Origin of the sequence: Streptomyces griseicoloratus (genome assembly GCF_014534645.1) — a bacterium.
Classification (GTDB): domain Bacteria; phylum Actinomycetota; class Actinomycetes; order Streptomycetales; family Streptomycetaceae; genus Streptomyces; species Streptomyces griseicoloratus.
The window spans coordinates 1-13,225 of the sequence record NZ_JACVQF010000215.1 but is presented as its reverse complement, the minus strand read 5'-3'; the positions used below and the strand labels follow the sequence as shown (position 1 = coordinate 13,225).

The following is a 13,225-nucleotide window of genomic DNA, read 5'->3' as shown; positions in this document are numbered from 1 at the left end:
GTGTCCAGGACCGTTTCCCCGAGGCCCTTGTCGTCTCCTTCCAGCATCTCCCGGCGCGGCGCCGAGCGCTCCGCGCGGCCCGCCGAGGAGCCCTGATTTGGTCTGTACATGACCCTAGCTGGCGGTCCACACTGACGCCCCGCGGCCACCGCGCCGCCCGTGCCGTCCCCCTCCGCATCGAGGAGCCCGTCCATGCCCCTGCGCGCCCGGCAACGTTGTCACGCGGCCCTGACCGGACTCGCCGCCCTTGCCCTCGCCGCCGTTCTCGCCACCGCCCCGCCCGCCGCGGCCGGCGCCGCCGCCGACACCTGGACCGAGGTGGGCTCCGACCGGGCCGACCCGCTCACCGAGAGCCAGGGCCTGGCCTCGGTCGAGGTCCCGGCCGGCAGCCCCAACCGCTACACCGGGATCGGCACCATCCCCTTGGGGGTCGCAGGCCGCGGCTGGAACCACGTCGGCGACCCCGACACCTCCTACGACGGCCACTACATCGAGCCGTACCAGCGGGACGACGGGAACGCCAAGATGTTCCGCGTGCAGGCGCCGGACGGGCGCTGGTCGGAGTACGTCCACACGCTGAGCGCGGGGGAGGCGCTGAACAACTCCTGGGTCGCCGTCTCACCGGACGGCCAGTGGATGCTGTCCGGCGAGTGGGGCACCATGAACCGGCTGCTGGTCTTCCCGACGCCGGGCGTCAACCCGGCCACCTCGCCCTCGGCGAACCTCCCGCAGGCGGCCACGGTCCGCCTCGACCGCGCCGTGCGCGACGTCCAGGGGTGCGACTTCCTCGACGCGACCACCCTGCTGTGCTCCTCCGACGACCCCGCCGGCACCCTGTTCGGCATCACCAAGCCGCTGCTGAGGATCGACCTCTCCGCGGCGCCCGGCGGCACCGCCGACGTCACCGGCCGGGTCACCGCCCTGCGGCAGCTGCCGCTGCGCAGCGCCTGCTCCGGGGCCTTCGAGGCCGAGGGCATCGACTACGACCGCCGTACCGGCACCCTGCGCGTGATCGTCGTCTCGCCGGGCTTCTGCGTGCTGACGGACAGCAAGACCTACCGCCTCACCCGCGGCTGAGGCACCCCGGCCCGGGCCGCGCGGCCGGTGCTCGGCCGAGCTGGTGCCGTACTGCGCTGTTCTGCTGCTTTTCTGCGGGTATGGGGTCGTTCTCCACGGGTACGTCCGTGGTACGGCGCGCGCTCGTGATGCCGCGCCGCGGCCACGAGAGGAGCGATCACGATGGAAGGTGAGCGACTGCACCCGGAGCACCCGGAGTCCGTGTCGGTGGAGCTGAGCGGATGCAGCAAGGAAGACGCCCGGATCGTCTTCGACGCCCTGTGCGCGTGCTTCTCGTCCGACCGGTGCGCCGACGACGTGCCCCGGGAGTACGACGAGGTGCGCCCGACCGTGTGGCTCGGCACCTTCGACGTGGCCGACGCCCATGAGGGGGAGTGCGGCCCCACCCGGCTCCAGGCGTCCGTGGACGCCGACGCGCAGGGGGGCTACTGGGCGATCGAGCGGTTCCGCACCACCCTGGACTCCCTGTTCACCGTGCAGGACCTGAGCATGGCCTCCGGGGACCAGGAACGGGAACTGCACGTCCGGCTGGCGAGCCGCTGAACGAGCCCGCCGTGCGCGCCACCACCTTTTGCAACTAGTTGCAAAAGGTGGTGGTCGTCCTCTACAACAGAGGCACGTCACCGCGCACGGAGGGCCCGATGAGCCGTTACCCCCACCTGCTGAGCCCGCTCGACCTGGGCTTCACCACCCTGCCCAACCGGGTCCTGATGGGCTCCATGCACGTCGGCCTGGAGGAGGCCGAGCGCGGCTTCGAGCGCATGGCCGCGTTCTACGCCGCCCGGGCGCGCGGGGGAGTGGGCCTGATCGTCACCGGCGGCATCGCGCCCAACGAGGAGGGCCGGCCCTACCCGGGCGGCGCCAAGCTCACCACGGCGGAGGAGGCCGAGCGGCACCGGACCGTCACCGAGGCCGTGCACCGCGAGGGCGGCCGGATCGCCCTGCAGATCCTGCACTTCGGCCGCTACGCCTACCACGCCGACCTGGTCGCACCCAGCCCGCTCCAGGCGCCGATCAGCCCCCACGTGCCCCGTGAGCTGACCGACGACGAGGTCGAGCGCACGATCGACGACTACTCCCGCACCGCCCGTCTCGCCCGCGAGGCCGGATACGACGGCGTCGAGATCATGGGCTCGGAGGGCTACCTGATCAACGAGTTCACCGCCGCGCGGACCAATCACCGCACCGACCGCTGGGGCGGCTCCTACGAGAACCGCATGCGCTTCCCCGTCGAGATCGTCCGCCGGGTGCGCGAGACGGTCGGCGAGGACTTCATCGTCGTCTACCGGCTGTCCATGCTGGACCTGGTCCCCGGCGGCTCCACGCTCGACGAGGTGATCACGCTCGCCAGGGCCGTCGAGGCCGCCGGGGCGACCATCATCAACACCGGCATCGGCTGGCACGAGGCGCGGATCCCCACCATCGCCACCTCGGTGCCGCGCGGTGCGTACACCTGGGTGACCAGGCGGCTGATGGGCGAGGTGAAGGTGCCGCTCGTCACCACCAACCGCATCAACACCCCGGAACTGGCCGAGCGGTTGCTCGCCGACGGCACCGCCGACATGGTGTCGATGGCCCGCCCGATGCTCGCCGACCCCGACTTCGTCGCCAAGGCCGCGGCCGGCCGCCCCGAGGCCATCAACACCTGCATCGGCTGCAACCAGGCCTGCCTCGACCACACCTTCAGCGGCAAGCTCACCTCCTGCCTGGTCAACCCCCGGGCCTGCCACGAGACCGAGCTGGTCCTCTCCCCGACGCGGCTGCGCAAGAGCGTCGCGGTCGTCGGCGCCGGGCCGGCCGGCCTGGCCTGCGCGGTCTCCGCCGCCGAGCGCGGCCACGACGTCACGCTGTTCGACGCCGTGAGCGAGATCGGCGGCCAGCTCAACGTCGCCCGCAAGGTCCCCGGCAAGCAGGAGTTCGACGAGACGCTGCGCTACTTCCGCACGCGGCTCGACGAGCACGGCGTCGACGTACGCCTCGACACCCCCGTCACCGCCGCCGACCTGGACGCCTACGACGAGGTCGTGGTCGCCACCGGCGTCACCCCACGGGTCCCCGAGATCCCCGGCGTCGACCACCCGAGCGTCCTCGGCTACCTCGACGTGCTGCGCGACGGCGCCCCCGTCGGCGACCGGGTCGCGATCCTCGGCGCGGGCGGCATCGGCTTCGACGTCGCCGAGTACCTCACCGACGGCGGCGCCAAGGCGCACGAGGACCCGGCGGCGTACTTCCGCCTGTGGGGCGTCGACATGGACTACCGGGCGCCCGGCGGCCTCGCCGCGCCCCAGCGCCCCGCCCCGCCGCGCACCGTGCACCTGCTCCAGCGCAAGACCTCCAAGGTCGGCGCCGGCCTCGGCAAGACCACCGGCTGGATCCACCGCACCGAGCTCAAGCACCGCGGCGTCACCATGGTCCCGGGCGTGCGCTACGACCGGATCGACGACGCCGGGCTCCACGTCACGATCGGCGAGGAGAGCACGGTGCTGGAGGTCGACACGATCGTGCTGTGCACGGGCCAGGAGCCGCGCCGCGGCCTGTACGAGGAACTGGTCGCCGCCGGCCGCTCCGCGCACCTCATCGGCGGCGCCGACGTGGCCGCCGAGCTGGACGCCAAGCGCGCCATCAAGCAGGGCACGGAGCTGGCGGCGGCTCTCTAGGGCCGGGCACCGGCGTCGGAGGCCGTCCCTAGGATGAGCCCATGTCACTCCCGCACGCGATCCTCACCGCCCTGCTAGAGAAGCCGTCGTCCGGGCTGGAACTGACCCGCCGGTTCGACAAGTCGATCGGTTACTTCTGGTCGGCGACGCACCAGCAGATCTATCGCGAGCTGGGAAAACTGGAGGCCGAGGGGCTGATCCGCGCGCTCCCGGCGGAGCAGCCGGCCCGCGGGCAGAAGAAGAGCTACGAGGTGCTGCCCACGGGCCGTGCGGAACTGGCCCGCTGGACGGCCGCCGCCCACGACCCCAAACCGCTGCGCGACGTGATGCTGCTGCGGCTGCGCGCCGCGGCGGTGGTCGGCACCGAGGGCATCGAGGCGGACCTGCGGCGCCATCTGGAGCTGCACGAGCGGCAGTTGGCGGAGTACGAGGAGATCGAGGAGCGGGACTTCCCGCCGGGGAAGGACGGCCCGGAGGACCGGCTGCGGCACCTGGTGCTGCGGGCCGGCATCGACCTGGAGACGTTCTGGACGCAGTGGCTCAGGCACGCCCTGGAGGAGTTCGCCGAGCTGCCCTGACGCCGGCGGGGGTGCTGCTCAGGACCGGTACGGCTTCGAGCGGCGCCTCAGGAACCAGGCCGCGGCGACGACACCGGTCCCGACCAGGGTCCCGCCCGCCACGAGGGTGACCGTGCCGTGGTCCTCCACGGCACCGCCGACGCCGCCCAGGACGCCGCGGGGCGAGGCCGGCGTGGTGGGGACGGGCCGGGCCGCCGCCGGGGAGGGCCCCGGGGAGACCAGGACGGTCTGCGTGCCGGCGGTGCTGTTGTCGGAGCACACCACGATCACCGTGTAGGTGCCCGGGCTCACGCCGGACCAGGTGGCGGACTGGCCGGCACTCGTCCCCGACAGGGCCACCTGCCGGCCCTGGGTGAAGGACGCCTGACCGGTGGTCAGCAGCGAGGCGTTGCCCCAGCTCCCGTGGAGCTGTGCGCACGCGGTGGTCGTGACGGACACCGTGGACCCGGTGGTGCTCACGGAGATCCCGGGTCCGGCGGAGGCCGTGCCGGCGGTCAGGGCGAGGGGCAGCGCGACCGCGGCTGCCGCGGCTGGGCCGGAGCGGAGGAGTGGCGATGACTTGCGCATGTGGACTGCCCTCCGGCGGCACGGTCGGCGGTACATCCCGGGTGCCGCCGAGATCGGAAAACGGCCGTGCTGCCTCAGAGGCAGCCAACAGGGCCGCGGCCGGGCCCGCATGCCGAGCGCCACCGGGCAGGTGACCCGTCCCGGGGCCCGGCGGACGCCCGGCGGGACGTCACCGCCGCTCGCCCGTCGTCACCGTCCGCTCCGCCGAGAAGCCGCCCCAGGTGCCGTCGGGCAGCTTGGCGCGGATCCGCACCCGGTGCGTCACGCCGGGCTCCTGGCCCGCGTAGAAGCTGTACTCCGCCCGGTCGCGCGGCGCGTCGCCGCCGTAGACGAGTGAGGTGGCCTGGCGGCCGTCGAGGTGGATCTGGTACTCGGTCACCACACCGTCCGTGCGCGGCGGGACCCAGGCGAGGTCGATGTAGTACGCCTCGTCGGCGCGGTGGGTGGTGGCCCGCAGCCCCGTGGGCGCGGTGGCACGGCCGTCGTCGGTGCCCGGGGTGGTGAGCCGGACGGCGGCACTGGCGGGGGAGAGGTTGTCGGCGGCGTCGCGGGCCCGGACCGTGAAGACGTAGCGGGTGCCCGGCCGCAGGCCCCCGACGGCGGTGGCCGTCTGTCCGCCGCCGACGCTGTGGATCTTCGTGTCGCCCTGGTAGATGTCGTACGACACCACGCCCCGGTCGTCCCGCGCCGCCGACCAGGTGAGCTGGACCGCCCGGCCCCCGGCCGCCCGGCCGCGGACCCCCGGCGGGCGCGTCGGGGCGGACCGGTCGGCCGCGGCGGCCGCGGGGGTCGTCGCCCGCACCTCCTCGCTGGGCGGCCCGAGGCGTCCGCCGGCGCCGCGGGCCCGGACGGTGAAGACGTACGTGGTCGACGGGCGGAGCCTGGTGACATCCACCATGTGGTCGGAGGACGGCACCTCCTGCACCTTTGTGGAGCCGCGATACACCTCGTACGCCTCCGCGCCGTCGATCGCGTTCCACATGACGTGCACGCTCGTCGCACTCCCCGCGGCGGCGGTGACGCCCCGCGGCGCCGCCGGGAGCGGGCCGCTCTCCTCGTCCCCGCCCATGCCCCAGCCGCAGGAGGCGACCAGGGCGAGTGCTCCGCAGAGCAGGGCGCAGCGGCGCAGGTGCGGACGAGCGGCGGGTGCGGCGGGAGAGGGAACGCCTCGCACGGCTCTGCCTCCCTGGGGACGACGGCAGGACGACAATGGTCCGGACCAATATGACGCCCATGACGCGATCACATCAAGAGGGCGTGCGTTGGTGACCACCCCCGAGGGTTACGTATGCTGAACGTCCGCCCGGTCGAAATCCCCTCGCACTCGGGGGAGTTCGGGCCGCTGGCGCGGAACGCTGTCGTCGCTGGAACCGCGCCGGCCCGGCGGCCGGGCGGCCGCATCCCGTACGCCGGCCCCTGCCCGGGACACGCGGGGGATGCAATCGTTCCAGCGTTTCAGCGGTGAGCGCGTGTTCCGATACGGGGACAGATCGGCCGAGTGTCCGTCACCGTCCCCCAGGAGAGGCCATCACGTGCGTGTTCAGCTGACGCTGGTCGCGGCGGGCGCCGCCCTGCTCGCCCCCACCACACTTCCCGACGCCCCGCCCCCACCGGTGCCCGGCCCGCAGTCCCGGGTCAGGACCGGTCCGGAGGCACACAAGCCGGCCAAGGACGGGCGGGAGGAGCCCGTCCGCGCCGCCGACCTGCTGGCCAAGGTGCGCGACTGCCGCCCCGTCTCGCGCGGGCGCTACCGCAGCGACGCCGGGCTGCGGGCGGACATCCCGGTCTGCGGCGCCAAGGACGCCGTCTTCTGGAAGGCCGACATGGACATCGACTGCGACGGCCGGCCCGGCCGGCTGTGCAACAGCCGCACCGACCCGTACTTCACCGCAGCCACGGCCTTCCCCGGGTCCGACGGCGGGCCGCTGGACGCCGAACGCCTGCCCTACATCGTCGTCCCCCAGCCGAGCGGCATCTGGGACCACCGCGAGGACGGGATCCGGGGCGGATCGGTGGCGGCCGTCGTCCGCGGAGACCGGCTGCGGTACGCCGTCGTGGGCGACGTCGGCCCGCGCGACGTCATCGGCGAGGCGTCCCACGCCGCCGCGCGCGCCCTCGGCGTCCGCCCCGATCCGCGCCGGGGCGGCACCCCCTCCGGCGTCACCTACATCGTCTTCAAGGACAGCCGGGTCAGACCCATCGACGACCGAGCCGCGGCCGAACGGCTCGGGGAGCGGCTCGCCCGGCGCTTCCTCGACGAGGACTGACCCGCCCGGCACGTCCCCGGGGCGGCACCGTCACCGTCCCGGCACGCGTACGCCGCCGGCCCCGCCGCGAGCCCGCCGCACCTTCCGGCAGGAGCCCGCCACCCCTTCCGGCAGGAGGCCGCTACACCTTCCGGTAGGAGTACGCCTCCACCGCCGCCGCCTCCACGGCCGCCAGGTCGGCGCCCGTGGCCGCCGTGACCACCGCGGCCACCGCCCCCTCGACGAAGGGCGCGTCGACCAGACGGGTGTTGTCCGGGAGTTCGTCGCCCTCGGCGAGCAGCGCCTTGACGGTGAGCACCGCACTGCCGAGATCCGTCAGGACGGCGACCCCGGCGCCCCGGTCGACGGACGCGGCAGCCGCGCGGACCAGCTCCGCACTGGTGCCGAATCCTCCCCCCTCGGTGCCGCCCGCCGGGGCCACGAGCACCGCGGTGCCGCCGCCCGACAGCGCCTTCGCGAGGTCGGCCACGGACGCCGCCACCTCCGCGCTGTGCGACACCAGCACGATTCCGACCAGCTTCCCGTCACTCACCGGCGGCCTCCGCGAGTGCGGTCATCACCAGGGCCGACGACGTGGCACCCGGGTCCTGGTGCCCGATGCTGCGCTCGCCGAGATAGCTGGCCCTGCCCTTGCGCGCCTGCATCGGCGTGGTGGCCCGGGCGCCCTCGTCGGCGGCGTCGCGGGCCGCGGCGAACGATTCGCCGAGGGCGTCCACGGCGGGCACCAGGGCGTCGATCATGGTCTTGTCACCCGGTGCGGCACCGCCGAGCGTCCTGACGGCGTCCACCCCCGTCCGCAGTGCCTCGGCCAGCTGCTCCGGGCTCACCTCGGCGGCGTCTGCGAGCGCCTTGCCGGTGCGGCGCAGCAGCGTCCCGTACAGGGGCCCCGACGCTCCGCCGACCGTCGAGATCAACTGGCGCCCGGCGAGGATCAGGACCGCGCCGGGCGTGTCGGGTGCCTCCTTCTCCAGCGCGGCCGTCACCGCGGTGAACCCGCGCTGGAGATTGCTGCCGTGGTCGGCGTCGCCGATGGGCGAGTCGAGGGCGGTGAGCCGTTCCGCCTCCCGGTCGACCAACGCGGCGGTCGCCGTCATCCAACGGCGGAAGAAATCGGCGTCGAGCACTGGGTCTCCTTGCCTGGTAGGTACGTGGTGGTCGCTTACCCGTCGGCTCTCACATGCCCCACCTGAGACCCGGCGTCTTCACCGGCGCGTCCCACAGACCGAGCAGTTCCTCGTCGATCTGGCACAGGGTGACCGACGCCCCCGCCATGTCGAGGGAGGTGACGTAGTTGCCGACGAGGGTGCGGGCGACGGCGACCCCGCGCTCGCCGAGTACACGCTGAACCTCGGCATTGAAGCCGTACAGCTCCAGCAGCGGGGTCGCGCCCATGCCGTTGACGAGGACCAGAACGGGGTTGCGGGGGCTGAGGTCCGTGAGGATCGCGTCGACGGCGGCCTCGGCGATCTCACCGGAGGTCATCATCGGCCGCCGCTCCCGCCCCGGCTCGCCGTGGATGCCGATGCCGAGCTCCAGTTCCCCGGCCGGCAGGTCGAAGGTGGGGCTGCCCTTGGCCGGCGTGGTGCAGGCGCTGAGCGCGACGCCGAAACTGCGGGAGCTCTCGACGACCTGACGGGCGATCGCCTCCACCCGCTCCAGCGGCCGGCCCTCCTCCGCGGCCGCCCCCGCGATCTTCTCCACGAACAGCGTCGCCCCGGTACCGCGCCGGCCCGCCGTGTACAGGCTGTCCGTCACCGCCACGTCGTCGTTGACCAGTACCTTCGCGACCTGAATGCCCTCGTCCTCGGCCAGTTCGGCGGCCATGTCGAAATTCAGGACGTCACCGGTGTAGTTCTTGACGACGAACAGCACTCCGGCGCCGCTGTCCACGGCGGCGGCCGCCCGCACCATCTGGTCCGGCACCGGCGACGTGAACACCTCACCCGGACAGGCCGCCGACAGCATCCCGGGCCCGACGAATCCGCCGTGCAGCGGCTCGTGCCCGGAACCGCCACCGGACACCAGGGCGACCTTCCCGGCCACGGGGGCGTCCCGCCGCACGATCACCCGGTTCTCGACATCCACGGCCAGCTCGGGATGGGCCGCCGCCATACCGCGCAGCGCGTCGGCGACCACGGTCTCCGGGACGTTGATGAGCATCCTCATGGGTACCTCCTGGGAAGCCTAGCAGGCCAGTCAGTGACCTGCGTCTTTGCTGGTCAGAGTGGGTGGAAGCGATTTTCGATCTTGGCGCTCCGTGACGGCTCGGAGCGGGTTCTGGCGGTACTGATGCTGACTCAATGCTGACTTCGGTGACGGCTCTTCAGGTCCGTCGGACGGTCGGGTGCGGCTTGGTCGGGATCCCTGCTGTCGGCAGTATCGGCCTTGCGGCAGCGAAGGTCACGCGCGAGAACGGCATGGGCGCGCCCAGGTCCCGAAACGGGCTGTGCCGGATGTCGGCGTCTTGTGGGCCTTGGCCAGCAGGTCGCTGGTTGAGCAGGTCACCCCTGGTGGACTGTCCAAGCATGCTTGACGTGAGTGTGCGCCGTGGTCGGGGAACCGTTCAGGTAGTACTTCAACTGGAAGAAGATCCGCACCCGGGCCCGTGCGTGGTGCCGATGCCCTGGTCCCCGCCGCAGCCGTGAACCACCTCCGCATGCGGACGCCTGCGTCTGCTGCTCGACGCCTACGGATACGAGGGCGACCGCCTGCGGTTCCAAGCTGTCGTGGCGAAACGGGCCAGAACCAACGTGAACGCCATCCGCTGCATAGCCGCTGGCGGCGACCTGGTCTACACAGCCCTGGAGCTGGTCGTCGCCGACCTCGATCAGGCGGCCCGCGAAGTAAACCTGCTTCCCGCTTCCTTCTGGCTGCCCCCGGATCGTGGCCACGACAACCCTCTACCTCACCGGGCCGTCCGCACCGCCCGCACTGGCACCACGGGACCGCGACCGCCAGAGCAGATACCGCGCGCATCGAACCTCTGGCCGGTTCCCCGGGTCCCTGCCACAGCCGCGATACGGCGCTGCTCACAACGATTCGATCCACTCACCGGGCTCTTCCAGCACAGGAGGCGTCGGCCGCCGACGACTCGTGGCCTGTACTGTCGCACGAAGCAGGGGCCTCCGGGGTGGTCGCCGCCTGCGGAATCGCGACCGTGCACGCGGCACAGGCGTCGGCGAGCTGCCAGGTCCCGCCCCGGTCCGCCCGGATCAGCACCAGTTGCTCCGAGCCCCGCTCTCGCCCGGGCCAGGAGCCAGGAGCTTCGCGGGACCGCCGCGGAGAAGGATGGCGAGCGGCTCCGCGGCACCGTGTCCGCTGCTCTCCGCTACCTGCGCGAAGCAGGAGAGGGCCGCAGCGCGAGCAGGGTCAAGCGCGGCCTGAATGGGAGATAGCTCGAGTCGGTCGGAGTGTCAGTGGTCGCCGCCATACTCAGAAGACGTGCACCTGACCTTGAGGCGCATATCCAGGAGCCAGCCCTCGACCGAGTAGGAACGAATTGACACCCGAGAGCGACGCGGTGCCCGACCGCGACCCGTACCTTCTGGCGCAGATACGAGAGTCCTTTGGGCGCGTGGTCTACAGCCACAAGACCCATGAGAAGCAGGCGGACATCTGCTTCACCAAGCACCGGTGGCAGCAGGGCGTCCTCATTGCTCTCACCGCGATCAGCTCGGGCACCTTCCTTGCCGCGGTGGTCGGCCTGCTCGGCAACGCAGTGCTGACGAGCCTCGCGACCTCTTCTATCGCGCTTCTGGTCAGCTGGATGAGCCTTGGGACGAAGACCTTCAAGTTCGAGGAGGAGTCCGAGGCCCACCGCGGCATCGCGTCTCGGCTGTGGGACGTCCGAGAGTCCTACATCTCCCTCGTCGCCGACCTGATGTCCGGCACCGTCTCCAACGCGGAGGGCCGAGAGCGGCGGAACGAGCTGCAGCAGGCCGCGCGCGACGCCTACGCCGACGCGCCCAGGACGAGCAGCAGGGCGTTCGCGCGCGCCCAAGGCGGGCTGCAGAACAACGAGGAGATGACGTTCACCTCGCGCGAGATCGACCTCTTCCTCCCGGAGGCGCTCCGGCTCGGCGGAGGCGAGGCATGACGATGAAGACCTCAGAAATCTTCGAGACACTGCTGAAGAACCTGAAGGTCGGGGAGACGGCCACGACGGTCGCCTCACGGCGGGACGAGATCACGAAGGCGCTCAACAAGGACTTCCGCGACAAGGACGGCTGCACCGACTACAAGCTGATGGTCGGATCGTTCGGCCGGCACACCGCGATCAAGGGAGTGTCCGACCTCGACATGATCTTCATCCTCCCGCCCAAGATCCGGTCAAGCTACGACGGGGACACCGGCCCGCGGAGAATTCTCGAGAGGGTTCGGAACGACCTCAAGGCGAGGTACAAGAACACTGAGATCCGCGTCGACCAGTGTGTCGTCCGAGTGCGGTTCACGTCCAACGCCTTCAAGTTCGAGGTCCAGCCAGCATTCGAGAACGACGACGGCAGCTTCGACTACCCGGACACGAACGCTGAGGGCTGGAAGGTCACCAAGCCGCGCGAGGAGATCGCCGCGACCAAGGAGTGCAACGACCGCACCTCGACGAACATGCGCCACCTCGCCCGGATGGCACGGGCCTGGAAGAACGCGAACGGCGTGAACATGGGCGGCCTGCTCATCGACACCCTCGTCTACAACTTCTTCGACCAGACCGACGACTACGACGCAGCGGGCACAGGCTCGTTCGACCTCATGGCCCGCGACTTCTTCGAGTTCCTCAAGGATCAGCCAGAGCAGGAGTACTACCTGGCGCTGGGCAGCCGGCAGCGGGTTTACGTCAAGGCGCAGTTCCAACCGAAGGCGAAGAAGGCGTACAACCGATGCCTCGAGGCGATCGCGGACGAAGGCCAGACGTCCGCCAACAAGAAGTGGCGCGAGGTCTTCGGCACGTCGGTGCCGCTGGCGAAGAGCGCGAGCGACTCGTCCCGGTTGTTCAGGGACACCGAGGAGTTCATCGAGGATGAGTTCCCGGTCGACGTGTCCGAGACTGTGTCCATCGACTGCGAGGTCACGCAGGCCGGATGGCGTCCGACCTGGCTTCGCGCGATGCGTCGCGGCGGGATCCTGCTCAAGGCCGACAAGGGCTTGAGGTTCGTGGTCACCAGTTGCTCGGTCAGGGAGCCCTACACGCTTAACTGGCCCTAACAAAAGCGGGTTGATCATGTGACTGTCGGCTTGGTCGCTCGTTGATGGGGGCATGGGGAAGCGTCAGTCGCGGCCATGGATCGTGTCGGACGAACTGTGGTCGCTGATCGAGCCGTTGCTGCCCGAACCGGCACCGAAGCAGGTTGAGGGACGGCCGCGGCTGCCCGACCGTCAGGCCTTGTGCGGCATCCTGTTCGTCCTGCACACGGGTATCCAGTGGGAGTACCTGCCCCAGGAGCTCGGCTTCGGATCGGGCATGACGTGCTGGCGGCGCCTGGCGGCCTGGAACGAGGCCGGCGTCTGGGACCAGCTGCACCAGCTGCTGCTGAACAAGCTGCGGTCGAAGAACCAGCTGGACTGGTCCCGGGCGGTGATCGACTCCTCCCACGTCCGGGCCGCACGCAGGGGCCCAAAAGCGGACCCAGCCCGGTCGACCGCGCACGACCGGGCAGCAAGCACCACATCATCACCGACGGTCAGGGCATCCCGCTCGCGGTGTCGCTGACCGGCGGAAACCGCAACGACGTCACCCAGCTCCTGCCCCTGCTCGACAAGATTCCAGCGGTCGCGGGAGTCGTCGGCCGGCCACGACGCCGCCCGGACATGCTCTTCGCCGACCGCGGCTACGACCATGACAAGTACCGCCGGCTCCTTCGCGAGCGGGGCATCCGACCGGTGATCGCCGAACGTGGCCAGCCGCACGGCACCGGCCTGGGCACCTTCCGCTGGGTCGTCGAGCGGACGATCTCCTGGCTGCACGGCTTCCGCCGCCTGCGCATCCGCTGGGAAAGACGCGACGACATCCACGAGGCCTTCCTCGGCCTCGCCGTCTGCCTGATCACCTACCGCCACGTCCAGAGGCTTTGTTAGGGCCAGT

12 protein-coding genes and 1 pseudogene are annotated in these 13,225 nt (G+C 71.5%); 8 read left to right on the top strand and 5 right to left on the bottom strand.

Annotation, left to right across the window (positions count from 1 at the left end; all coding sequences use genetic code 11):
- Window positions 1–192 precede the first annotated feature (192 nt).
- The 4 genes from H0H10_RS26060 to H0H10_RS26045 all read left to right on the top strand — a co-directional run bounded on the left by H0H10_RS26060 (window position 193) and on the right by H0H10_RS26045 (window position 4,312).
- Window positions 193–1,077: a hypothetical protein gene (locus H0H10_RS26060; RefSeq protein ID WP_188183555.1), complete on the top strand. Its 885-nt coding sequence runs from the start codon at window positions 193–195 to the stop codon at window positions 1,075–1,077.
- A 162-nt stretch (window positions 1,078–1,239) separates the two neighbouring features.
- Complete coding sequence (locus H0H10_RS26055) at window positions 1,240–1,620, top strand: hypothetical protein (protein WP_188183554.1); 381 nt, start codon at window positions 1,240–1,242, stop codon at window positions 1,618–1,620.
- 98 nt (window positions 1,621–1,718) lie between these two features.
- Window positions 1,719–3,734: an NADPH-dependent 2,4-dienoyl-CoA reductase gene (locus H0H10_RS26050; protein WP_188183553.1), complete on the top strand. Its 2,016-nt coding sequence runs from the start codon at window positions 1,719–1,721 to the stop codon at window positions 3,732–3,734.
- Between the two features lie 41 nt (window positions 3,735–3,775).
- The gene (locus H0H10_RS26045; RefSeq protein WP_188183552.1) at window positions 3,776–4,312 is read left to right on the top strand and encodes a PadR family transcriptional regulator; all 537 of its coding nucleotides are present in this window, start codon (window positions 3,776–3,778) and stop codon (window positions 4,310–4,312) included.
- An 18-nt stretch (window positions 4,313–4,330) separates the two neighbouring features.
- Here H0H10_RS26045 and H0H10_RS26040 read toward each other — a convergent pair whose 3' ends face one another.
- Window positions 4,331–4,879, bottom strand: coding sequence for a hypothetical protein (locus tag H0H10_RS26040; RefSeq protein ID WP_188183551.1), 549 nt, complete (start codon window positions 4,877–4,879; stop codon window positions 4,331–4,333).
- A gap of 169 nt (window positions 4,880–5,048) precedes the next feature.
- Window positions 5,049–6,053 carry a fibronectin type III domain-containing protein gene (locus H0H10_RS26035; protein ID WP_373566882.1) on the bottom strand — a complete coding sequence of 335 codons (1,005 nt, stop codon included), beginning with the start codon at window positions 6,051–6,053 and terminating at the stop codon, window positions 5,049–5,051.
- A gap of 358 nt (window positions 6,054–6,411) precedes the next feature.
- Between H0H10_RS26035 and H0H10_RS26030 the strand changes: the two genes are divergently transcribed.
- Window positions 6,412–7,146: a glycoside hydrolase family 75 protein gene (locus H0H10_RS26030; protein ID WP_188183550.1), complete on the top strand. Its 735-nt coding sequence runs from the start codon at window positions 6,412–6,414 to the stop codon at window positions 7,144–7,146.
- A gap of 121 nt (window positions 7,147–7,267) precedes the next feature.
- On the opposite strand, the gene H0H10_RS26025 is transcribed toward H0H10_RS26030, so the two are convergent.
- Genes H0H10_RS26025 through dhaK form a run of 3 tightly spaced genes read right to left on the bottom strand, consistent with a single transcriptional unit; the run spans window position 7,268 to window position 9,312 of the window.
- Entirely contained in the window at window positions 7,268–7,678 is a 411-nt protein-coding gene (locus tag H0H10_RS26025) for a PTS-dependent dihydroxyacetone kinase phosphotransferase subunit DhaM (RefSeq protein ID WP_188183549.1), read from the bottom strand.
- The gene (gene dhaL / locus H0H10_RS26020) at window positions 7,671–8,270 is read right to left on the bottom strand and encodes a dihydroxyacetone kinase subunit DhaL (protein WP_188183548.1); all 600 of its coding nucleotides are present in this window, start codon (window positions 8,268–8,270) and stop codon (window positions 7,671–7,673) included. The genes H0H10_RS26025 and dhaL overlap by 8 nt, the downstream gene beginning before the upstream one ends.
- A gap of 49 nt (window positions 8,271–8,319) precedes the next feature.
- Window positions 8,320–9,312 (bottom strand): dihydroxyacetone kinase subunit DhaK, encoded by a 993-nt coding sequence (gene dhaK / locus H0H10_RS26015; protein WP_188183547.1) that lies wholly within the window; start codon window positions 9,310–9,312, stop codon window positions 8,320–8,322.
- A 1,333-nt stretch (window positions 9,313–10,645) separates the two neighbouring features.
- Here dhaK and H0H10_RS26010 point away from each other — a divergent pair.
- The 3 genes and pseudogenes from H0H10_RS26010 to H0H10_RS26000 all read left to right on the top strand — a co-directional run bounded on the left by H0H10_RS26010 (window position 10,646) and on the right by H0H10_RS26000 (window position 13,218).
- Window positions 10,646–11,242, top strand: coding sequence for an SLATT domain-containing protein (locus H0H10_RS26010; RefSeq protein WP_188183546.1), 597 nt, complete (start codon window positions 10,646–10,648; stop codon window positions 11,240–11,242).
- Complete coding sequence (locus H0H10_RS26005) at window positions 11,239–12,348, top strand: SMODS domain-containing nucleotidyltransferase (protein ID WP_223180440.1); 1,110 nt, start codon at window positions 11,239–11,241, stop codon at window positions 12,346–12,348. The genes H0H10_RS26010 and H0H10_RS26005 overlap by 4 nt, the downstream gene beginning before the upstream one ends.
- A gap of 52 nt (window positions 12,349–12,400) precedes the next feature.
- A pseudogene (locus H0H10_RS26000) lies at window positions 12,401–13,218 on the top strand (IS5 family transposase).
- Window positions 13,219–13,225: the final 7 nt, after the last annotated feature.

Coding starts and splice junctions, on each gene's coding strand:
- H0H10_RS26060 (WP_188183555.1), top strand. CDS start 193: ATGCCCCTGCGCGCCCGGCAACGTTGTCACGCGGCCCTGACCGGACTC.
- H0H10_RS26055 (WP_188183554.1), top strand. CDS start 1,240: ATGGAAGGTGAGCGACTGCACCCGGAGCACCCGGAGTCCGTGTCGGTG.
- H0H10_RS26050 (WP_188183553.1), top strand. CDS start 1,719: ATGAGCCGTTACCCCCACCTGCTGAGCCCGCTCGACCTGGGCTTCACC.
- H0H10_RS26045 (WP_188183552.1), top strand. CDS start 3,776: ATGTCACTCCCGCACGCGATCCTCACCGCCCTGCTAGAGAAGCCGTCG.
- H0H10_RS26040 (WP_188183551.1), bottom strand. CDS start 4,879: ATGCGCAAGTCATCGCCACTCCTCCGCTCCGGCCCAGCCGCGGCAGCC.
- dhaK (WP_188183547.1), bottom strand. CDS start 9,312: ATGAGGATGCTCATCAACGTCCCGGAGACCGTGGTCGCCGACGCGCTG.
- H0H10_RS26005 (WP_223180440.1), top strand. CDS start 11,239: ATGACGATGAAGACCTCAGAAATCTTCGAGACACTGCTGAAGAACCTG.